The 21,089-nt window shown below is 56.6% G+C and carries 22 protein-coding genes and 1 tRNA gene; 11 read left to right on the top strand and 12 right to left on the bottom strand.

Features of this window, described 5'->3' with window-relative positions:
- Positions 1 to 127 precede the first annotated feature (127 nt).
- The 8 genes from ACQZ5F_RS12345 to pncB all read left to right on the top strand — a co-directional run bounded on the left by ACQZ5F_RS12345 (position 128) and on the right by pncB (position 7,341).
- Positions 128 to 445, top strand: coding sequence for a putative quinol monooxygenase (locus ACQZ5F_RS12345; RefSeq protein ID WP_052820167.1), 318 nt, complete (start codon positions 128 to 130; stop codon positions 443 to 445).
- Positions 442 to 1,323, top strand: a complete 882-nt coding sequence (locus tag ACQZ5F_RS12340; RefSeq protein ID WP_052820168.1) for a LysR family transcriptional regulator — start codon at positions 442 to 444, stop codon at positions 1,321 to 1,323. Before ACQZ5F_RS12345 ends, ACQZ5F_RS12340 begins: the two co-directional genes overlap by 4 nt.
- Before the next feature lie 123 nt (positions 1,324 to 1,446).
- Entirely contained in the window at positions 1,447 to 2,364 is a 918-nt protein-coding gene (locus ACQZ5F_RS12335) for a DMT family transporter (RefSeq protein WP_052820169.1), read from the top strand.
- Between the two features lie 292 nt (positions 2,365 to 2,656).
- Positions 2,657 to 3,763, top strand: a complete 1,107-nt coding sequence (locus ACQZ5F_RS12330; RefSeq protein WP_052820170.1) for a DUF475 domain-containing protein — start codon at positions 2,657 to 2,659, stop codon at positions 3,761 to 3,763.
- 383 nt (positions 3,764 to 4,146) lie between these two features.
- Positions 4,147 to 4,491: a MarR family transcriptional regulator gene (locus ACQZ5F_RS12325; RefSeq protein WP_046799206.1), complete on the top strand. Its 345-nt coding sequence runs from the start codon at positions 4,147 to 4,149 to the stop codon at positions 4,489 to 4,491.
- 17 nt (positions 4,492 to 4,508) lie between these two features.
- On the top strand, positions 4,509 to 5,360 hold the full coding sequence (locus ACQZ5F_RS12320) for a C40 family peptidase (protein ID WP_046799207.1): 852 nt from the start codon (positions 4,509 to 4,511) through the stop codon (positions 5,358 to 5,360).
- 95 nt (positions 5,361 to 5,455) lie between these two features.
- On the top strand, positions 5,456 to 5,815 hold the full coding sequence (locus ACQZ5F_RS12315) for a hypothetical protein (protein WP_052820232.1): 360 nt from the start codon (positions 5,456 to 5,458) through the stop codon (positions 5,813 to 5,815).
- Positions 5,816 to 6,036: 221 nt separating this feature from the next.
- Positions 6,037 to 7,341, top strand: coding sequence for a nicotinate phosphoribosyltransferase (gene pncB / locus ACQZ5F_RS12310; protein ID WP_046799208.1), 1,305 nt, complete (start codon positions 6,037 to 6,039; stop codon positions 7,339 to 7,341).
- A gap of 43 nt (positions 7,342 to 7,384) precedes the next feature.
- Here pncB and ACQZ5F_RS12305 read toward each other — a convergent pair whose 3' ends face one another.
- A complete protein-coding gene (locus tag ACQZ5F_RS12305; protein ID WP_046799209.1) occupies positions 7,385 to 8,779 on the bottom strand; it encodes a leucyl aminopeptidase family protein in 1,395 nt (464 codons plus the stop codon).
- A 356-nt stretch (positions 8,780 to 9,135) separates the two neighbouring features.
- Between ACQZ5F_RS12305 and ACQZ5F_RS12300 the strand changes: the two genes are divergently transcribed.
- Positions 9,136 to 9,846 carry a tetratricopeptide repeat protein gene (locus ACQZ5F_RS12300; protein WP_046799431.1) on the top strand — a complete coding sequence of 237 codons (711 nt, stop codon included), beginning with the start codon at positions 9,136 to 9,138 and terminating at the stop codon, positions 9,844 to 9,846.
- A gap of 93 nt (positions 9,847 to 9,939) precedes the next feature.
- Here the strand turns inward: ACQZ5F_RS12300 and ACQZ5F_RS12295 are convergent, their stop codons facing one another.
- The 9 genes from ACQZ5F_RS12295 to ACQZ5F_RS12255 form a co-directional block, all read right to left on the bottom strand.
- A complete protein-coding gene (locus ACQZ5F_RS12295; protein WP_046799210.1) occupies positions 9,940 to 10,929 on the bottom strand; it encodes a type II secretion system F family protein in 990 nt (329 codons plus the stop codon).
- 10 nt (positions 10,930 to 10,939) lie between these two features.
- Entirely contained in the window at positions 10,940 to 11,944 is a 1,005-nt protein-coding gene (locus tag ACQZ5F_RS12290) for a type II secretion system F family protein (RefSeq protein WP_046799211.1), read from the bottom strand.
- A 15-nt stretch (positions 11,945 to 11,959) separates the two neighbouring features.
- Entirely contained in the window at positions 11,960 to 13,432 is a 1,473-nt protein-coding gene (locus ACQZ5F_RS12285) for a CpaF family protein (RefSeq protein WP_225339588.1), read from the bottom strand.
- 33 nt (positions 13,433 to 13,465) lie between these two features.
- A complete protein-coding gene (locus ACQZ5F_RS12280) occupies positions 13,466 to 14,749 on the bottom strand; it encodes an AAA family ATPase (protein WP_137085747.1) in 1,284 nt (427 codons plus the stop codon).
- A 34-nt stretch (positions 14,750 to 14,783) separates the two neighbouring features.
- Positions 14,784 to 15,464: a CpaD family pilus assembly protein gene (locus ACQZ5F_RS12275; RefSeq protein WP_448730448.1), complete on the bottom strand. Its 681-nt coding sequence runs from the start codon at positions 15,462 to 15,464 to the stop codon at positions 14,784 to 14,786.
- A 56-nt stretch (positions 15,465 to 15,520) separates the two neighbouring features.
- Positions 15,521 to 17,104 carry a type II and III secretion system protein family protein gene (locus ACQZ5F_RS12270; protein ID WP_225339586.1) on the bottom strand — a complete coding sequence of 528 codons (1,584 nt, stop codon included), beginning with the start codon at positions 17,102 to 17,104 and terminating at the stop codon, positions 15,521 to 15,523.
- Positions 17,101 to 17,907, bottom strand: a complete 807-nt coding sequence (gene cpaB / locus ACQZ5F_RS12265) for a Flp pilus assembly protein CpaB (RefSeq protein ID WP_052820178.1) — start codon at positions 17,905 to 17,907, stop codon at positions 17,101 to 17,103. Before cpaB ends, ACQZ5F_RS12270 begins: the two co-directional genes overlap by 4 nt.
- 125 nt (positions 17,908 to 18,032) lie before the next feature.
- Positions 18,033 to 18,545 (bottom strand): A24 family peptidase, encoded by a 513-nt coding sequence (locus ACQZ5F_RS12260; RefSeq protein ID WP_225245052.1) that lies wholly within the window; start codon positions 18,543 to 18,545, stop codon positions 18,033 to 18,035.
- Between the two features lie 116 nt (positions 18,546 to 18,661).
- Positions 18,662 to 18,850 carry a Flp family type IVb pilin gene (locus ACQZ5F_RS12255; RefSeq protein ID WP_225245053.1) on the bottom strand — a complete coding sequence of 63 codons (189 nt, stop codon included), beginning with the start codon at positions 18,848 to 18,850 and terminating at the stop codon, positions 18,662 to 18,664.
- A gap of 461 nt (positions 18,851 to 19,311) precedes the next feature.
- On the opposite strand from ACQZ5F_RS12255, the gene ACQZ5F_RS12250 reads away from it, so the two are divergent.
- On the top strand, positions 19,312 to 19,674 hold the full coding sequence (locus ACQZ5F_RS12250; protein ID WP_046799219.1) for a pilus assembly protein N-terminal domain-containing protein: 363 nt from the start codon (positions 19,312 to 19,314) through the stop codon (positions 19,672 to 19,674).
- A 239-nt stretch (positions 19,675 to 19,913) separates the two neighbouring features.
- Here the strand turns inward: ACQZ5F_RS12250 and ACQZ5F_RS12245 are convergent.
- Together ACQZ5F_RS12245 and ACQZ5F_RS12240 are read right to left on the bottom strand one after the other, a co-directional pair.
- Positions 19,914 to 20,000, bottom strand: a tRNA-Leu gene (locus ACQZ5F_RS12245).
- A 120-nt stretch (positions 20,001 to 20,120) separates the two neighbouring features.
- Positions 20,121 to 20,426 (bottom strand): Rdx family protein, encoded by a 306-nt coding sequence (locus tag ACQZ5F_RS12240; protein ID WP_046799220.1) that lies wholly within the window; start codon positions 20,424 to 20,426, stop codon positions 20,121 to 20,123.
- 133 nt (positions 20,427 to 20,559) lie between these two features.
- Between ACQZ5F_RS12240 and ACQZ5F_RS12235 the strand changes: the two genes are divergently transcribed.
- Positions 20,560 to 21,009, top strand: coding sequence for a DoxX family protein (locus tag ACQZ5F_RS12235; protein WP_448730449.1), 450 nt, complete (start codon positions 20,560 to 20,562; stop codon positions 21,007 to 21,009).
- Positions 21,010 to 21,089: the final 80 nt, after the last annotated feature.

Raw genomic sequence — 21,089 nt, 5'->3', positions numbered from 1 at the left:
CTTGAATTTGTACAAATCAATGAACTCGGATAAGAAACCGTTGTGCGTAAATTAAAGTACGATAAGCATTTAAGGCGTTTCCTTATCCGGCACGGCGAGTTCGCCAGTCAAAAAAGAAAGGTAAAAGATGGCGAGCGATGAACCTGTCGTGAGGATGGCTGAAATAGAAATCGATCCGACCCATCTGGACGCCTATCGCAGATTGCTTGCAGAGGAGATCGAGGCTTCGGTCCGTCTTGAAAATGGTGTGCTTGCATTAAATGCGGTGGCGATCAAAGGCAGCCCGGAAAAGATTCGCATCCTCGAAATCTATGCGAACCAGGCGGCATACGAGGCGCATCTGCAGACGCCGCATTTCCTGAAATATAAAGAGGGTGTGGCGGGAATGGTGACATCGCTTACCTTGATCGAAGTTGAACCCGTAATGATGCGCAGCAAGCCATGAATTGGGATGACGTCCGCATATTCCTTGCCGTTGCCCGCTCTGGGCAGATTCTCGCCGCATCGAAACGGCTCGGACTCAATCACGCAACGCTTTCGCGGCGATTGACGCTGCTGGAGCAGGCACTGAAGACCCAGCTGTTTATCCGCCGGACGAACGGCTGCGAAATGACCGAGGAAGGTCAGCGGTTTTTGGGTGCCGCCGAGCGCATGGAAACCGAAATGCTGAATGCCCAGGCCAATCTCGGCCGCGTCGATACGGCGGTGGCGGGAACGGTGCGTATCGGTGCGCCGGACGGTCTTGGCGTCTCCTTTCTCGCGCCACGGCTCGGCCGGCTGACGGCCCGTTATCCTGACCTCAAAATCCAGCTCGTTCCCGTGCCGCGTTCCTTCTCTTTGTCGCAGCGCGAGGCCGATATCGCCATCACCATCGAGCGACCGGAGCAGGGCAGGCTGATGTTCTCAAAGCTCACCGATTATTCGCTCGGGCTTTATGCCTCCGCCGACTATCTGGCCGAATATGGAACGCCTGATGATGTCGAAGCGCTCAAGCGCCACCGTCGGATCGGTTATGTGGAGGACCTGATCTTCTCGCCTTCCCTGAATTACACCGGTGAGATCATGCGCGACTGGGATGCCGCCTTTGAAATCTCCAGCGCCACCGGCCAGACGGAGGCGGTGCGGTCGGGGGCGGGTATCGGCATTCTGCACAATTACATCGCCGGGCAATATCCTGAACTGTTGCGGATCATGCCGCATATCAGCATAAGCCGGTCCTACTGGACCGCCTATCACGAGTCCGCCCGCCAACTGGTTCGCGTCCGTACCGTGGTCGATTTTCTTCAGGAACTCGTGGCTGAAGAGAGGCGAATATTCTTCTGACATATAAGTCTTCGATCTATTAGTAATATTATTTCTCAAGTCAGCCGCTCCGGGCTTGACAAGGGGTGGCTGGCTGAACGACCAATGCAGCCATTGGGAGAGATCGGAACTGACATGTCGACTATGATACGAAAGCTTTCGCCGACTGGCCTCGGCGTGGCCGTCATGCTGCTTGGAATGCTGCTTTTTGCGCTGAACGATGCCATGGGAAAATGGCTTGTATCGACCTATAGCCAGGGGCAGGTTATCCTGATCCGAAGTGCTGCGGCCCTTGTCATCCTGGTTCCCATCGTCTGGCGAGCTGGCCTTTCCGGCCTTGTGAAGGTCGAGCGGCCCGGATTGCAGGTGGCGCGTGTCTTTTTCTCCACTGCCGAGCTTTTCTGTTTCTATTTCGCGGTCGCGAGCCTGCCATTGGCAGACGTCATGACCTACTGGCTGGCGGCGCCCATTTATGTGGCGGCCCTGGCACCGTTTCTGCTCGGAGAAAAGGTCGGCTGGCGTCGGTGGACGGCCATCGCCATCGGTTTCGTCGGTGTTCTCATCGCCTTGAAACCCAGTTCGGCAAGCCTCACTTCCGCTGCGCTGTTTTCCATTCTCGGCAGCGCTGCCTTCGCCTTCATGATGTTGTCCGGACGCCAGCTGCGCAATACGCCGGATACAGTGCTTGCCTTTTGGCAGATCATCGGTGCCGGTCTTGCGGGCATCGTTGCAGTGTTTCTAACACCATCCGGCTGGCTGCCGGTCCAGTCCAGCTTCGATCTGGCGTTCCTCAGCCTGCTCGGCGTAGTCGCCATGGCAGCGCATGTGCTGGTCAATCGGGCTCTGAAGCTTGCCGATGCTGCGACCGTCGCGCCGCTGCAATATACGCTGCTGCTCTGGGCGGTGATCTTCGGCTGGGCATTCTTCGGTGATGTACCGCATATCAGCATCGTCATCGGCGCGGGCCTGATCGTTCTATCCGGCCTCTATATTTTCTTCCGCGAAAATACGCTCAAGCGACGCCGCGAAACCGCCGAAGGACTGGTCGAAGAACAGGTTTGATCTTTCCTGACCACTGTCGATACAATCACGGGACTTGACGAGCGCGTGATCTTCAGGGAGTAAGAGAAGGCCCTGCGATCATATGTCTCGCAAGGGCAGAGGAAACAAAGGTGCCGGGCCCCTCTGGCGAGAGTTTTACGGCGCTCTCGCGATGTCGGTACCGCCTGCAAAAATTGGCCGGCGGATTAAAAACTATGAAAAACCTGAATGTGCTTCGCGCGCGTGCTTTCTGCGTGCGGCCTGACGCTCGGCGTCGGTCCGTGAACGTCCTCGTTATCGGAGGCGACCGGACATGAGCCCCGCCCAGAAAACCACGCTTTCCTACTTCAAGTGGGCATTTATCGTCACCATCGTCGGTCTGATCCTCGGCGGTTATCTCGGTTGGGAAATGACCGGAACGGTGGGCGGCACGGCGACGATCTTCTTCATCTGCGTCGTTCTTGCGGTGCTGGAAATCTCGCTCTCCTTCGATAACGCCATCGTCAACGCCAATAAGCTGAAGGATATGACGCCGGTCTGGCAGCACCGCTTCCTGACCTGGGGTATCCTGATTGCCGTTTTCGGCATGCGTATCGTCTTCCCGCTGCTCATCGTCGTCGTTGCCGCCAATGTCGGCCCCTGGACGGCAATCGTCATGGCGGCGACACAGCCGGAACGTTATTCGGAAATCATGCGTGACGCCCATCTGCCGATTGCGGCTTTTGGCGGCACCTTCCTGATGATGGTTGGTCTTAACTTCTTCTTCGACCATGAAAAGGACGTGCATTGGGTGCGCTGGATCGAGGAAAAGGCTGCGACCTATTCCTCCGTCAAGGGCATCGAGATCGCCTTCGTGCTGGTCGTGATGCTGGTCTTTTCCCGTATCATCGGTGCCAGTGACAACCCGGAACTCGGTCCGGTCGCTGCCAACACCTTCTTCCATTCGGCGATCTGGGGTCTTTTGACCTTCCTGCTGGTGGAGGTCGTCGGCGGTATTCTCGATCGCAGCCAGGAAATGCTGGAAGGCGCGGCCAAAGGCGGCTTCGGTGCGTTTCTTTACCTCGAAGTGCTGGATGCGAGCTTCTCCTTCGACGGCGTGATTGGTGCTTTCGCACTGACCCAGAACCTGTTCATCATCGCCATCGGCCTCGGCATCGGCGCCATGTATGTGCGCTCGATGACGATCATGCTGGTTGAGAAGGGAACGCTTGCCGAATACCGCTATCTGGAACACGGCGCTTTTTACGCGATCCTTATCCTGTCGGTCATCATGTATGTGCAGACCATGTTCCATATACCGGAGGTCATCACCGGCCTTGGCGGTGCGACCCTGATCGGTATTTCGCTCTGGTCGTCGATCCGGCATAACCGGCAGCAAGGCGCCAATGCCGCTGATACGGCCCGCGGTGCAGAAATCTGAGCCACGCGGAAATCTGATCCACACCGATCCATGCCTTCCGCCCTTGCGGCGGAAGGCAGTTTTTAAGCACTAAATTCCTGTTTGCTTATTTTTATTGCTAATCTTCGTTTGCAGAAAATCTGGCCATGGCGCCGCGATTGCATGGCAAATCATTGTTTTATCTCATATTTGTGCGCCGCAATAAAATTGGCACGCTTCCTGCTTCTCTTGTTTTAAGTCCAGAGGGGACGTTGGAAGCCCGGAAAACGGGTCCGAAATGCCGCCGCGCTGTTCGACCTATCCGGTCTGCAACAGCGCGGCGGTTTTGTTTGTGCGCTATGGTTCTTGAGTTTTGCCGTTCATTGCCTGAAAAAGGCACGATAACGACTGGAAGGTTTATCGGCGTGCCTGCAGAACTTTCGCCCACGGAAGCCTTGGGGCTCTGGCATCGCGTCGCGATCGCGCAGGTCATTGCCGATGCGCCTGATTTGACCTTGCGCCAGAGCGCTATCCTGCTGCAGATTTATCTCGTGCCGCCGCCGCACACCGTTCGCGGTCTCGCTGCAATGCTGGGCGTGACCAAGCCGGTCATCACCCGCGCACTCGACAGTCTCGGGGCGCTGGGGCTGGTCGACAGGGTGAGGGATGAGCGGGACAGACGCAATGTTGTGATAAAACGCACTGTAACAGGTGCGCTCTATCTGGAAAAATTCGGCGATCTGATTATTGATCAGGCGCGTAAGATCTAACTCTGGACGTGAAACCCATGATGCTCGACCGTCGCCTGAATGTTTTCCGCTCTGACTTGGCCGATGAAAAACTGCAAGGTGTGGTGCAGGCCGACCGCTTCGTCAGTGGTTCGCCCGCGCAAGTCGCTGTTCCCGTCATTGGCCTACGGCCGACGCCAGACCTTGCCTCCGGTATCGATACGGAGCTTTTGTTTGGCGAAACCATCCGTGTCTTCGATAGAACGAACGGCTGGGCATGGGTGCAGGCGGACGCCGATGGTTACGCCGGTTACGTGCCGGAAACCGCTATTGGCGATGTCGTTACCGTCACGCATCGCGTCGTTGCGCCGCGCACCTTTCTCTATCCTGCCGCTGAACTGCGCAAACCACCGGTCGCCGCCCTTTCCATGGGCAGCCTTATTCGCATCGTCGGCGAGGCCGAGACGCGCGGCACCCGCTATCTGATGACTGAAAAAGGCGAGGGCATCATCGCCGCCCATTGCCGGGCAGTCGGTGATGCTGTTGAAGAGGATTATGTGGCGATAGCACTGCGCTTCATCGAGACGCCCTATCTCTGGGGCGGCCGCTCGGGCCTCGGCATCGATTGTTCCGGCCTCGTGCAGCTTTCCATGGCAATGACGGGTCGGCGGGTTCTGCGCGATACCGACATGCAGGTGAAGTCGCTTGGCGTGGAAATAGAGCGCGACGAATTGCGCCGCGGTGATCTGGTCTTCTGGAAGGGTCATGTCGGCCTCATGGAAAACGAGGAAACGCTGCTTCACGCCAATGGGCATACGATGAACGTCGCTCGCGAAAATCTCGATGCGGCCATCGAGCGCATCGGCTGGCTTTATGAGAAGCCGACGGCTTTCCGCCGGCTGGAGGGCTGAGAAAGCCGTTTTCACGAAATCGTGCCCGCCTCACCCTTTGTAGGAAGGTCGTCAACGGCCTACATCGGATGAAGGATGGTATGGGACCGGCATCAATGAAGACAAAAACGGCGACGAAATTGGCAGCGTTCCTGACGGCGGTTCTATTGAGCGCCTCGGCGCAGGCGCAGACCGTCTACCAGAATGGCTTTGCCCCGGCACCCGATGCCTATGCGAACCTGCCCGGTGTCAAGGACCCGCGCACGCTGCAGCCCAAAGTCCGTTATACCTGCCACAGCGAACTTGGAACTACCGGATATTCCCGCGGCCCCTACCGCGATGTTTTCGGCAGCCGGGGACTTCCCGTTCAGGGTTATCGCTGCACGGATGAAAACGGTATTTCCAGCTTCGGGGGCAGAAATCCGGTCTCAAAGGACTGGTATCCCGGCATCAATCCCGTCGACCCGACCTTCTGAGGTAAAGGGCCAACCTTCTGAGGTAAAGGGATTGAGCGCCTCCACCCGAAAAGTGCGGTACGCTTTTCGAAAAATCGGCTGCACGAGCAAAACTAAGGCCCTCTGCCGCCGCCGCTCTGGACTTGTTGTCGCTTTTTCAGATAAGTCTTTGCCATGACAGGTTGAGACCTGCCGAGGTGCGGGGTGACGTCGGGTCTCGGCCGATGTTGGGGAATGCGAGCATGACGAAGACCGATATAGCGACCCGTGTCCACAATCACACCTGGAAGCTCGATCCGATCGTTCGCAGCCTGATCGACACGGATTTTTACAAGCTCTTGATGTTGCAGATGATCTGGAAGCTCTATCCGGAAGTCGACGCGACATTTTCCTTGATAAACCGTACCAAGACGGTGCGGCTGGCCGAAGAGATCGACGAGATGGAGCTGCGCGAGCAGCTTGATCACGCGCGCACCCTGCGTCTCTCCAAGAAAGAAAATATCTGGCTCGCGGGTAATTCCTTTTACGGTCGTTCACAGATTTTTGAGCCGGAGTTCCTGTCCTGGCTTTCGAGTTATCAATTGCCGGAATATGAGCTTTTCAAGCGTGACGGGCAATATGAGTTGAACTTCCATGGCCGGTGGATGGACACGACGCTCTGGGAAATTCCGGCGCTGGCGATCATCAACGAGTTGCGCTCGCGCAGCGCCATGCGCTCACTCGGCTATTTCACGCTTGACGTCCTTTATGCCAGGGCGAAGGCCAAGATGTGGGAAAAGGTCGAACGGCTGCGGGAACTGCCGGGCCTGCGCATTTCCGATTTCGGCACTCGTCGCCGCCACAGCTTTCTTTGGCAGCGCTGGTGCGTCGAGGCGCTGAAGGAAGGCATTGGACCGGCTTTCACCGGCACGAGCAATGTCCTGCTCGCCATGGATTCCGATCTCGAAGCCGTGGGTACCAATGCGCATGAATTGCCGATGGTGGTTGCAGCGCTTGCGCAGACGAATGAGGAACTGGCGGCCGCCCCCTATCAGGTTCTGAAGGACTGGAACCGGCTTTATGGCGGCAACCTGCTGATCGTGCTGCCTGATGCCTTCGGTACGGCTGCGTTTCTGCGCAATGCGCCGGAATGGGTGGCGGACTGGACGGGTTTCCGCCCAGACAGCGCGCCGCCGATCGAGGGCGGCGAAAAGATCATCGAGTGGTGGCAGAAGATGGGCCGCGACCCGCGCAAGAAGATGCTGATCTTTTCCGACGGTCTCGATGTCAACGCCATTATCGACACCTACAGACATTTCGAAGGTCGGGTACGGATGAGCTTCGGTTGGGGCACCAATCTGACCAATGACTTTGCCGGCTGCGCGCCAAAAACCATCGCCAGCCTCAAGCCGATCTCGATCGTCTGCAAGGTCAGCGACGCCAATGGCCGGCCGGCGGTCAAGCTCTCAGATAATCCGCAAAAGGCGACGGGCGAGCCGGCCGAAGTGGAACGTTACCTGAAGTTCTTCGGCGAGGAAGACCACAAGGAACAGAAGGTTCTTGTTTGATAGAGACCGGGCGCTCCGGTTGCCGAAGCGCCCGTGGAAGTGATTACTTCGCGAATTGATGTGCGATGTAATGGAAGATCGCCCGGATACCCTGCGCCTCGCCGCCGATCGACGAGTGATGCCTCTCGCTCAGCGACCAGCCGTAAATATCGAAATGCGCCCAGCGCTTGGTATTCGTCACGAAACGCTTGAGAAACAGGGCTGCGGTGATCGAGCCGGCCATGCCGCCTGACGGCGCGTTGGTGATGTCGGCTGCCCGCGAGCGGATATCCTTGTCATATCCCATATAGAGCGGCATCCGCCACAGCGGGTCGTCGATATCGATGCTGGCTTCCGAGATGTCATGGGCCAGATCTTCGTCATCGGTATAAAAAGGCGGCAGATCCGGGCCGAGAGCGACGCGGGCGGCACCCGTCAGCGTCGCCATGTCGATCATCAGGTCCGGCGCATCCTCATCGGCATAGGCCAGCGCATCCGCCAGCACGAGACGTCCCTCCGCATCGGTGTTGTCGATCTGTACCGTCAGTCCCTTACGGCTTTTATAGATATCGCCAGGGCGGAAGGCATTGGAGGAGATGGAGTTTTCGACGGCTGGTACAAGCACACGAAGATCGACAGGCAGCTTCGCATCCATGATCATCAGTGCAAGGCCGAGAACATTGGCCGCACCGCCCATATCCTTCTTCATTAATGCCATGGAGGCAGCGGGTTTGATATCAAGACCGCCGGTATCAAAGCAGACACCCTTGCCGACGAGGGTGAGACGTGGATTGCCCTTTTTACCCCAGTTCATCTCAAGGAGGCGCGGCGCGCTTTCGCTCGCGCGGCCAACGGCGTGGATCAGCGGGAAGTTTTCTTTCAACAGATCGTCGCCGGTGGTGACGCTGACCTTTGCCTTATAGTGAGCGGCAAGGGCACGGAAGGCGATTTCAAGCTCGTCCGGTCCCATGTCATTGGCCGGTATATTGATGAGATCGCGGGCAAGGAAAACGCCGGCCAGAATGCGTTTGATCTCGCCGTCTTCCGCATCTTGCGGAATGAGAAGCTTTGCCCCGTTGGTCTTGGTGGTTCTGTATTTGTCGAAGCGATAGCTGCCGAGGCCAAAGCCGAGCGCCAGGCGGTTGGCGGTCAGGGGCGCGGTTTCGATGTGCCACTCGCCTTCCGGCAGTTCACGGGCAAGTTTCCCGGTTATGAAGGGAATTTCGGATGGATTGCCGCCAAGCCCGAGAAGCGCGCCACCCAGCGAACCATCGGCGGAAGGCACGAGCAGGATGGCGCCTGCTTCCGCCTTGAACCCCGCCTTTTTCGCCCAGTCCAGAGCAACAGGATCGATGGCGCCCTGTTCGATATGGGCTGGGGTGACGGCAAAAACCGGCAGGGTGTTGCCGGCCTTTGAGCTGAAAGGGGTGGGGCGTTCGATGAACTGGTAGGGCGCCATTGTATGCTTCCGTTGGTGCACCGGCCCCGAAAATCGGGATGATTTTCGACAGGAACGATGCGCAGTTTCAAAGTGCCAGAGCGGCCTTTTGCGTCCTCTCGGACGCGGCGCTCCAGTGTCGTGAATCGGTGCGATTAACGCTCTGTTAGGGTTAACAGATTATTGCTTTAGTGAAAGTTGCGTCATGTGAGTCTGTCGTATGTCGGGCGCAAGATCGATCATTTTTGGGCGGGGGCGCTGCCATGACTGCTTTTTCTTTGGCTAAAACAGGCCGGACCGGGTTGCTGCGCGGAACCTGTCTGGTAGCGCTAGTTCTGGCCGTGTCCGGATGCGCGAGCACCAACAAGCCGGATCGCATGTCCACCGGTTCCATTCCCGCCGCCACGCGTTCTTATGATACGATGAACATGGACCAGCTGCGGCAGGCGGAAGAGACCGCCGGCAAGGCCTATGAACGCAGCCCCAAGGACAAGTCGGTCGGCATGAACTACGCCAGCGTTCTGATGATGACGGGCAAGAATACCCAGGCACTTGCCGTCATGCAGCAGATCGCCATCGCCAATCCGGCGGATCGCGATGTGCTTGCCGCTTATGGCAAGGCGCAGGCGGCTGCCGGCCAGCTGGAGCAGGCGCTTTCGACCATACAGAGGGCGCAGACCCCCGACCGACCCGACTGGCGGCTTTATTCCGCCGAAGGCGCCGTTCTCGACCAGCTGGGACGCTCGAACGAGGCGCGCTCGAGATACCGGCAGGCGCTCGACCTCAAGCCGAACGATCCAAGCGTGCTTTCAAACCTCGGCATGTCTTATGTCCTGTCGAGCGATCCCCGCACCGCCGAAACATATCTGCAATCCGCCATTTCGCAACCCGGCGCCGATAGCCGCGTTCGCCAGAACCTTGCGCTTGTGGTGGGTCTTCAGGGACGTTTCGCCGAAGCCGAGCGCATCGCGGTTCAGGAATTGTCACCGCAGCAGGCGCAGGCAAATCTTACCTATCTGCGCGCGATGCTCTCGCAGCAGAATTCCTGGCAGCAGCTGGCGAAAAAAGACGCAAAGCCTGCAGGCTGATAGGGTTAGGTATGGCCGCCCGTATGAGTGGACCCGCGATCTTGCCAGCCGGGATCGGAATATACCGCCGCGCAAAATGCCGGCGGTTTTTCTTTATTTGAACGTGTCCATAACCCGGATGATGGCGGGCCCGAGGATGACGGCGATGAGTACCGGCAGGAAGAATATGATCATCGGTACGGTCAGTTTCGGCGGCAACGCGGCGGCTTTCTTTTCGGCCTCGTTCATGCGCTCGTCACGGCCTTCCTGCGCCAGCACGCGTAGCGCCTGAGCGAGCGGCGTGCCATATCGTTCCGCCTGGATAAGCGCCTGCACCACGCTTTTGACACCATCCAGCTGTGTGCGCATACCGAAATTCTCAAGGGCGATGCGCCTGTCCTGAAGGAAGGAAAGTTCTGCTGTCGTCAGCATCATTTCCTCCGCGAGTTCAGGGGACTGCTCGCCCATTTCTTCCGCCACACGGCGCATTGCGGCTTCCATTGAGACACCGGATTCTATGCAGATCAGCATCAGATCCAGCGCATCCGGCCACGCACGCTTGATTGACCCCTGTCGCTTTGTCATGGCGTTGGAAACGTAGATATTCGGCGCGTAAAAACCGATATAGCCGAAAAGCAGGACAGCCATCAGCCTGACGACAAAAGCCTTGTCGGCGAGGTTTCCCAGGACGAAAACCCAGGTAAAAGCGATGGCAAGAAAGGCGAATGGCAGGACGAATCGCGCGGCGAGAAATGTGTTGAGCGCATTCTGTGAACGAAAACCCGCTGCACGCAGCTTGTTCATCGTATTCGCGTCGGCAAGTGCTTCCTGAAGATTGAACCTTTCGACGATGCGGCGCGCGGATTTGTTGTTGCTGCCGCGCAACGAGGTTTTTCCGTCTCTGGAGGTCGTTGCTAGCCGCTCGCGTTCGCGGCTGCGGATAACATCGCGTTCCGTCGACACCGCTTTCATCCGTTTGGCGAAGTCCTTGCGCTCGAAGAACGGCATGATGAGGGTGTAAAGGGTGGCAAAAACCGCAAGCGTGACCAGAATGGCAATGATCGTCTGCGGATCCGTCAGGCGGGAAACAAGATTTCCTGTCATGGCCCCGCCCTCAAATATCGAAATTGATCATTTGACGCATGATGAAAATGCCAATCAGCATCCAGATCCCGGATGCTCCGAGAATGATGTGCCCGCGCAAATCGCTGAAAAGCACGGACAAATAATCGGGCGACGTGAAGTGCACCAGCATCATGACGATGAAGGGCAGCGCGCCGATGATGACCGCCGAGGCTTTCGCCTCCATTGAGAGGGCATTCACCTTGGCTCGCATCTTCTTGCGGTCACGCAGGACTTTTGAAAGATTGGACAGCGCTTCTGAAAGATTACCGCCCGCCTGTGCCTGAATGGTGATGACGGTGCCGAAGAAACTGACCTCGAACAGCGGCATGGTCAGCATCATGCGCTCGATTGCCTGAGGAATGCTGATACCGACCTGCTGTGCATCGACGACCCGCTGAAATTCCGTTTTCACCGGCTCCTGGCCATCCGATGCGATCAATCGCACGGCATCGTTCAACGGCAGTCCGGACTTGATCGACCGGCACATGACGTCCAGAGAATTGGGGAATTCCTCCAGGAATTTTTTCTGCCGCCGCTTGAGAAGAAAGGCCAATACCCATCGTGGTAGCCCCAACCCGACGACCACTCCTATAAGCAGAGCGATAAGCGGCGACAGGCCATACAGAATTGCTATGATACCGGAGACAAAAGCTCCACCTGCGCTCAGCAGATGGAACTGCCGGATTGAAAGCTGCAGGCCAGCCTGAACCAGTTTGTCACGCAAACTGACATTCTTTGTCCTTTTTGCCTTTTCATTTTGTTTCTTTTCCATTTCCCGCAGGCTGTCCTGCATGGATTTGCGGCGTTTTCCGAGTTCCTGAACACGGTCGCGCGCAGCTTTGATATTAGCGTGATCCGTTTCAGCGGCTTTCACCCGCTTGAAGCGGCTGGTGGTCTTTTTTTCGACCTCTATCTGCTGGAAAAGGAAGGCGTAAGCCAGCGCTCCTGCCGAAATAGCGACAAGTACGGCCAGTAACAGGATTGTCGGGTCCATGGCAGTCGCTTTCCCTTAAGATGTCTTTTCCATTTCATCGAGCGCGGCCGCCAGACGTTTTTCTTCGCCATAATAACGTGCGCGATCCCAGAAATGCGGTTTGCTGATGCCGGTCGATACATGCCTGCCGATCAGCTTGCCGCTCGCATCCTCGCCTTCGATTTCGTATCGCATCAAATCCTGGGTAACGATGACGTCGCCTTCCATGCCGATGACTTCGGTGATCTGCGTTATCCGGCGGGAGCCATCACGCAGGCGCGCCGCCTGAACGACGATATCGATCGATCCCGAAATGATTTCGCGCACCGTTTTGGCCGGCAGGGTAAAGCCGCCCATGGCAATCATGGATTCGATACGGCTGAGGCATTCGCGCGGCGTGTTGGCGTGCAGCGTCCCCATCGAGCCGTCGTGGCCGGTATTCATGGCCTGAAGCAGGTCGAAAACCTCCGGTCCGCGCACTTCGCCGACGATGATGCGTTCTGGGCGCATACGAAGGCAGTTCTTGACCAGATCGCGCATGGTGATCTCGCCTTCACCTTCGATGTTCGGCGGGCGGGTTTCCAGGCGCACCACATGCGGCTGCTGCAATTGCAGTTCGGCGGTGTCCTCACAGGTGATGACACGTTCGTCCCTGTCGATAAAGCTCGTCAGGCAATTGAGAAGCGTGGTCTTGCCCGAGCCGGTACCGCCGGAGATGACGACGTTGCAGCGAACGCGGCCGATGATCTTGAGCAAGGTCGCGCCTTCGGGCGTGATTGCGCCGAAGCGCACCAGCTGGTCAAGCGTCAGCTTGTCCTTCTTGAATTTTCGGATCGTCAGCGCCGGCCCGTCGATGGCGAGCGGTGGCGCAATGACGTTGACACGCGATCCATCCGGCAGGCGGGCGTCGCATATCGGGCTCGATTCATCTACACGCCGGCCGACCTGGCTGACGATACGCTGGCAGATGGACAGCAACTGGCCATTGTCACGAAAGCGGATGTCGGATTCGATGGTCTTGCCGCCGACTTCTATGAAGGTCTGGCCGGATCCGTTGACCATGATGTCGGCAATATCGTCGCGGGCGAGAAGCGGCTCCAGCGGGCCGTAACCGAGAACGTCATTGCAAATGTCTTCGAGCAGTTCTTCCTGCTCGGCAATCGACATGGCGAAATTCTTGATCGTGATGATATCGTTGACGATATCGCGAATTTCCTCACGTGCGCTCTCCGCGTCGAGCTTGGCGAGCTGCGAAAGATCGATCGTATCGATGAGCGCTGAGAAAACCTGACTCTTGGTATTGTAATAATCTTCCGTGCGCGCACGTTTTTTCTGCGGCGACTGCGATGCCGCGTTGACCTGCCGTGTTGCGGGCGACTGGCCGGGTTCAAGCGTGTCGATCGTAAGAGGCCGAGGCTCGGCTGCCACCGCTGCCTGCATGGGTACAGCTGCGGCCAAATCCGGCTTTGTGCTTCTGGCTGGGCCTTCAGACCCGCGTTTTCCGAACATCGGCGTTTCCGTCTAAAGGCGCAGAGGTAAACCCTATTTGCGCTTGAGAATATTCTTGAGTTTGTCCAGGCCGCCGCGTCTGCTTTTGCGCAGCACGGTGCGGCCCGTAATCGTATGGGCGATCTGCGAGAAAGTTTCCGCGATCTGGGATTTTTCATCCATCTCGCTGATCATGCGCCCGCTATTGGCGGCATTGCCGAACAGCTGGGTATCGAACGGGATGATTGCGATGGGCTCGATTTCCAGTGGCTCGAGGAAATCTGCCGGGGCGATCTCCGGCCGTTTCGGCACGCCCACCTGATTGAGAATGAGGTGTGGCAACTTGTCATTGGGTCGCAGTTTTAACAGAGCGTCGAACAGGTTCTTCGTGTTGCGCAGATTTGCAAGATCCGGAACGGCCGTAATCACCACTTCGTCGGCTTCCGCAAGGACTGCTCGCGTCCAGTCGCACCATTGGTGGGGAAGGTCGAGGACTGCGACAGGGGCGCTGCGCTGCAGAACCTCGAGAATCGGCAGAAAAGCCTGACGATCGAGATCGTAGGTCCTGTCGAGAAGCGACGGTGCTGCCAGAAGCGACAGATGGTCGGAGCATTTCGTCAAAAGACGGTCGAGAAACACCTCGTCCAGCCGTTCCGGTGAAAACACGGCTTCAGCCATGCCCTGGGCAGGATCCTGATCGAAATCGATATTGGCCGTGCCATAGGCGAGGTCCATGTCGGCCAGGATGGTTTCGGTGGAAAACAGCGTGGATATGCCGAAGGCGCAATTATGCGCGATTGTCGAGGAGCCCACCCCGCCTTTTGCGCCGATGAAGGCAATGTTACGGCCGAGCGGCTCCGCCTCCGGATCGACGAAGATCGTCGCGATCGAGGCTAGCAGATCGGCCATGCTGACCGGGGCGACAAGATATTCGGAAATGCCGTTACGGATGAGATCGCGATAAAGCGTTATGTCATTGTGTCGGCCGATGATGATGACACGAGTGGTGGGGTCGCAAACCTCCGCCAGGGGGGCGAGATCATCCAGCAGCGAAGCGGGTGCGCTTGCCGTCTCCAGAATGATGAGATTGGGCGTGGGCGAAGCGGAAAACATCGTGGCTGCCGCATTGATGTCCCCCTTGGTCACCCGAAGGGTCACCTTGCTCATGCGCCTGTCGCCGGACAATGCGTCCATGACGCCCTGCATATTGTCGCTGACACAGAAGGCATGGACGGAAATGCGGGGCAGGGGCCGCAGGCGATCCATATCCCCGACGCGAACGGGCGCTTCGGCGTCTGCGCCGCCGTTTGATTTGATGTCGTATTCTACAGCGCTCATCGTCTATCCTGCCGTAACAAATGGTGGAACCGCATCAGTCCGTCGTCGCCGTCGTGCTCTTGCCGCGATAGGCGTCAATGACCACCGCGCGACGCTCGGCATCGATCGGACTCATGCCCCGCGGGCCGACCAGATCCATGGGATTGGCAATCTGCGCGGCGAGATTGCTCTGCGAAGCGCATCCAAAATTGTACCAGTTCTTGTTGGCGAAGGTATTGTCCGAAAGGTCTTCGGGCCACTGGCCGCATTGCCCGGTCATTGCGGTGACGGCAACGTAACTCAGGCGGATGGGTGCAGCATCGCCATTGGGGGATGCCGCATAACGTGTTTCCATGATTTTGCCCGAGGGTACGCCGGCGCCGGAAAGCGTCGAGCGGATCTGCTTCGCCATACTTGAGGCCGCTGCCGAATTGGCCGATCCCGACGGCGTCTGAATATTGATGATACCGGTCGACATGGACGCATAATTCTGGGCGAAACCACGCACGTTATCCGCCACTGCGGTGGTCAACCGGCTGTCGCCCGCCGAAACCGGAATATCCAGCGAGTGCTCCGCTTCCGACAGGGTGATCGGATGGCGTGTGCGATAATCATCGGGAATGGCATTGGTCGTAAGCGGATCGCGCGCGCAGCCTTGCAGCAGGCCGGCGGCGAGCGCAACCATGGAGATGAGACCAGCCCGTCTGAGGAAGGAAGAGGAGGTTATTTCCGGCATGACGTTTCCTGCCCTGACCGGGCTTGCTCTGAAGAGGAGATTTCGCGCGCGTGTCGTCATTTGTAGATGAACCCCACTGATCCCTGATAGGGCGCTGCCTGGACCTGGTCTTTGCGGCCATAGACCTTGTTGACGCGGTTCATGAAATACATGGCGGCATCGTTTTCCGGGTTGAAGTTGTCATCCGGCCGGGCGATCTGGTTGCGCGCAACGGGCCGTACCAGATAGGGCGTAGCGATGATGACCAGTTCCGTTTCGTTGCGGATAAAGTCCTTGCTGCGGAAAAGCGTGCCGAAAATCGGGATTTTCGACATGCCTGGCAGTCCGGACATGGCCTGGCGGACATTGTCCTGAACAAGACCTGCGATCACGATCGATCCGCCGGACGGAAGTTCGACTGTTGTGGAGGTTTCGCGCTTGCGAACTGACATATAGGTCGAGCCGGGAATGTTCCGCCCATAGTTGCCGGTTACCACGTTGCCTTCATAGGTCGGCTCGGAGACATTGGTCTCGATTTTGAGACTTATTCTTCCCGGTGAAAGCACCACAGGTTTGAAATTCAAGGTGATACCGTAGTCGACTGTTTCCGTTTCGCGGGTGATCGTCGGAGTATTTGTATCTTTGTCGAGCGTAACTTCCTGGGTTCCGGCGATCCGGAAATCTCCCCCCACATAGAACTTGGCCTGTTCGCCGGAGATGGCGGTAAGGCTAGGTTCTGCAAGAGTGCGAACGACGCCAGCCTGCTCCATGGCATTGAGATAGGAGGCAAAGTTCAGCGAGCCGGAACCGATCGAACCGCTGGCTATTTTAGACGCAGTGCTGATTGCATTCCCGAGGTTGGACGGATTTGAGAACTCAAAGCCGTTACTGCTTGTCGAACTGCCGATGGAGCCATTGAAGCCGAGTTGTTTCAGCACCTGCCGGCTGACTTCGGCGACAGTCACCTTCAGCGTTACCTGATCCTCGCCCTCGATCGTCAACATGTTGACGATTTGCGATACTTGGCGTCTTTCCGCAAAAATCGCCGCATCTCCACCGTTGTCGCCGCCGGTGAGCGATATATTACGCGTGGTGGCTTCCCCGCCCTTAAGAAACGCGTCGGCAAGCTGCACGGCGCGCGCGGAGTCCTGAGGGGTGCGCACGGAGCCCGTTAGAACGATGTTGTCCGAAACGATTTCAACCTTGATATCCGACTCGGGAATAAAACGGCGGATATTGGCCTCGAGACCGGAGATGTCGCGCTCTACTTCAAGGTCGAGGCTGACGATTTCGCGACCGCCCTCACCGAAAATGAAAATATTGGTTTGCCCCACCGTTTTTCCGAAGAGGTAAATTCGTTTGGAGGTGCGTGTCACGGCATCGGCAAGGCTTGGATCCGCAACGAGAATGTCGTGAGCGTCCTCAGGCAGATCAATGACCAATGCCTTGTTGAGGCCGAGCTTCAGACGTTTGCGGATGCCAGATCCGCTCTCGGTGATCCGGACGATACTCGCACTTTGTGCCACGGCTTCGCCAAGGCGCATAAATTCAGGCGAATGCGGGCCTGGAATACCTGAAAAAGCCACGCAGAATGCAAGTCCGCCCAGCATCGATGAACGCAGGTGTTTTTTAACACGCTTTGCCATGAACCCCCCGGTCATTGTGATGCTCCTTGACTGCCTTTGACGATCGACCCGGATTTGATCACCTGGATTTCCGGTTGACCGGAGCCGCCGTTCAGAAGGTAACCCGCTGAAAGCGTATCGTTTTCCTGCGCGTCGGCGATCGAGCGCAACGCAAGGGTGAGGCGATCCGCCATCTGCTGCGCCACCGTTATGATTTTTGCCTGTTCTGGGGTCAGCTCCAGAGTTGCAGTCGCACCGACGACGGCGGAGATGCCGTCTTCGCCTTCCTTGATCTGTTGGTCGATTGCTAGAACCCGGACATTGTTCAAAACGTTCTCGGTCAGGAAATTGCCGTTATCGCCCTTGCGAACCATGATGACATCGACCCGGTCATTCGGCAGCACGAAACCGCCGGCGCCGGTGGAGACGGAAATTTCCGTGGCGACGGCGCGTTTGCCTGCCGGCAGAAGTGAAGACATGATGCGGGTGCTGGAATCGACGACCTTTTCCGGTCGCACCGGTTCGCCTTCGAACAGGGGCAACCGCACGACGGCACCGGTGAGTTCGGTGATCGCGTTCGGATTTTTCGTTTCGGTTATGAAGTTATCGACGACATTGCCCTGCGGCCACGGTGTCCAGCGCATCGAACTATCGTTCAGGCGGCTACCGACGGGCAAATTGACCGAGGAAACGAGAACATTGACCGTCGGCTCCTTCTGGATGATCGTTTCCGCTTTTTCGATGACCTGCTTTGCGCCGGAAATCTGCATGGCGACGAGACCGGCAAGACCGGCAGCGACCAAGGCAACGGATAGAATAACGATACGCGACGGTTTCATGCTCGATCCTTGAGGGAATCAGGTTGTTCTCCCCTCAGGATGGCGTGTGATTGGTATAATTATGGTTAATATTGTGCTTGGATTTGTGGTTAACGGGTCTTTAATCCGTCAGCGCTGTAACTTATTCATGAAAGACTGGCGATGGCGGCTTTTACAAGCGGCGCGTCACCGTAAGTCAAAAAGCCAGCAATGGCGATGCCGATGCCATAGGGGATTTTTTTCGCCACCATCAGGGAATCCGGAATGGGAATGCCGATTGCCATGATTTCCTGCGATCGCGACCGCAAAAGCAGGATGCCAAGCGTCAATACGCCACCAATGAAGGTGACTCCAAGCAAGAATTCGATGAGCGAAGAATTGAATCCATACCAGACCGTAGCCGCGGTCAACAGCTTGGCGTCCCCCCCACCCATCACATTGGCGGCAAAGAGTGCAAAACAAGCAAGAAAAACGGCGGCCGCTGCTGCAATGCTCATTGCGAAAGTCTGCCATTCCATGCCGGTAAACGGTGCAACAACAAGGAAGCAAACTAGCAAGATCAGCGGTATTCTGTTGGGTATGGTCATGCTGAATAGATCGTTCAGCGCAGCAAATGCGAGACACAAAGGCAAAGTCAGAAAAATTGCTGCTACGACCATTGTATCAATTCCACAAAGGATTCCGTGTGTGAGTGGCTACCAATGAAGGGCGGAATCAAAAATACTAAGGTGGCCGCGCCTTTCCGGAGCGGCCACCCAAGGAAGTAACGGAACTATTAATTGCCCGATTTCGTCGCTGCGGTCGTCATCTTCGTACCGATGTTTGTGAAGAGCGTACCGATCTTGCTGCCGACAGTCGTGGCACCGCCAACGATTGCAACAGAAATAAGCGCAGCGATCAGGCCGTATTCAATTGCCGTGGCGCCGGATTCGTCCTTGAGGAAACGAGCGAAAATCTTGGTCATGAGTATCTCCTAACTCTTGTTTGGTTCAGCACGCCGACAACTGTTTTCCGTTGTTCGGTTGCGTTCAAACTACAGCCGAGCGATTTCCAACCACTTAAAAAAAATCCTTAATCCAAAGTAAATGGCATGATGAGTTTCTCTTGGTAAACAAAGACAAAAAGTATTGTGCATATTTTTATATTTGCTGATAAACAAATATATTCTGCCGCAAGGGATTTCCCGTTTTTGGAAACCTGCTCCCTCAATGGGACATATATGTTCAATTTTGATGCGGGCCGGCGAAGGCGGAAAATGACTTCAGCCGCGCATGGTTACCGCCCGCGCCACGCATTTTCGCGATTTAACGCTTCATTCACTAAAACCGCGCATTCTGCAACGCAGTAAAGTGCGGGTAATGAACAAGGGCCAAACGCGTGTCATCCGGAAAACTGGCGAAAATTGTGGTCGGCTTGTCCGTCATTATGGGAGGCTCGTCGCAATCTGTTTTCGCCCAGGAAGACATATTGCGCGTTTCGATGAACCACGCCCGTGTTCTCCGTCTCGATCGTCCCGTCAGCAAGGTTATTGTTGGCAATTCGAAAGTTGCCGATGCCACGGTCGCCGATGCCACGACCATTGTGCTAACTGGCCGCAGTTTCGGAACGACAAATCTCGTGCTTCTTGATTCCGATGGAAATCCGATCGTCGACGAGCGCATTCTCGTCTCCATCGATGAAGGCAATACGGTTCGCGTTTTCCGCCAGACGGAACGAACCGTGCTTTCCTGTACGCCGAATTGCGAACAACATTCGCAAAACAGCGGCGACAAGGATTCTCAGCCGTAAGCTCGGCGAAGCCAAATGAGCATTCACATATAATGATTTTGCATGAGGAAACGGCAGGTTTTTTGTCGACGTGACAAATGCTGCGTTCCCGCAGGCGGCAATCATTTTTTTGGGGAAACGGGAGTCAGGAGTCTCATCAGATCGAAAAAACACAACATGCTCTCCTGCGTTTCGCGGGAAGCCTGCATGTTGCTGTTTTTTCGTCTAAGTCATTGATCTGGCTAAGATCAAAAAAGGAATGGTGCCCAGAAGAGGACTCGAACCTCCACACCCTTTCGAGTACCAGCACCTGAAGCTGGCGCGTCTACCAATTCCGCCATCTGGGCGACGGAGAGCGATGTACGAGGGCAGCCGCCCGGTGTCAACAGACTTTTTGAACTTTTATGACGATCATTGATTTTAAAGGGAAAAAACTTGGTTGGAGGCTGTTGAAACATGTCGCCGGGTCAGGTGTCGAGCCCGTCATGCTTCGTTCTGTCCACATGGCCGAGGTCGCGGTCCGGATCGATGATATCGCGGATTCTCTGTTTGAGCTCTTTTGGGCCGGGAAAACCGCCATCGCGTTTGCGTTCCCATATGATGGTGCCGTCCACGGTGATCTCGAACAGACCGCCGGTTGAGGGGATGAGGCTGACTTCGCCGACATCAGAAGCGAAGGTTTGCAATATCTCCTGTGCCATCCAGCCCGCGCGCAGCAGCCAGTTGCATTGCGTGCAATAGCGAATGGTTATGCGCGGCTTGGTGTCGGTCATGATCAGGTCTCCTTCAAAGCCCGGTCACGATAATGTCAACTATAACACTCATGTTTTTACCCGGCGCGTTCTTGTTCTTATCACGGAGCTTTGCGAACAGATAAGCCATCGAAGGCTGAAACGTGGAGATCCTATGGCCCAGTTCGACAATAACCGTCAGCGTCTTTTCGTTCCTGCTGTCGCACCGCTTTATAATGCGACACATGATCTGGTGGAGACCATTCTGCGCGTTGCGGCGGGTGTTCTTCTTGTCACCCATGGTTTTGGCAAGATCGCCAACCCTTTCGGTGCGGTCGGCATGGTGGAAAGCCTTGGCTTTTATCCCGGCGTGTTTTGGTCGCCGCTTCTGGCCGCCACAGAGTTTTTCGGCGGCATTCTGGTGGCGATCGGCCTCTTCACACGGCCTGCCTCCTTCGCGGCCATGATTGTCCTGCTGGTAACGGTCTATTTTCACGGCATCGTAAAGGCGGAAGGTCTGGGTGGCGCAGAAAAATCGATTCTCTGGGCGGCCATCTTCCTGTTTTTCGGCGTTCGTGGCGGCAACCGGCATTCCGTCGACGCAAAGATGTCCCGGGAATTTTAAGGATTACCGGCGGGGCTGGCCTGGCATCGCCCCGCCGTCGTTTTTATGCCTCTTGAAAATCCGTTTTTCTCGTGGTGAAG

It is taken from the genome of Agrobacterium sp. 22-210-1, assembly GCF_053522525.1.
This window is presented reverse-complemented; position numbering and strand designations above follow the sequence as displayed.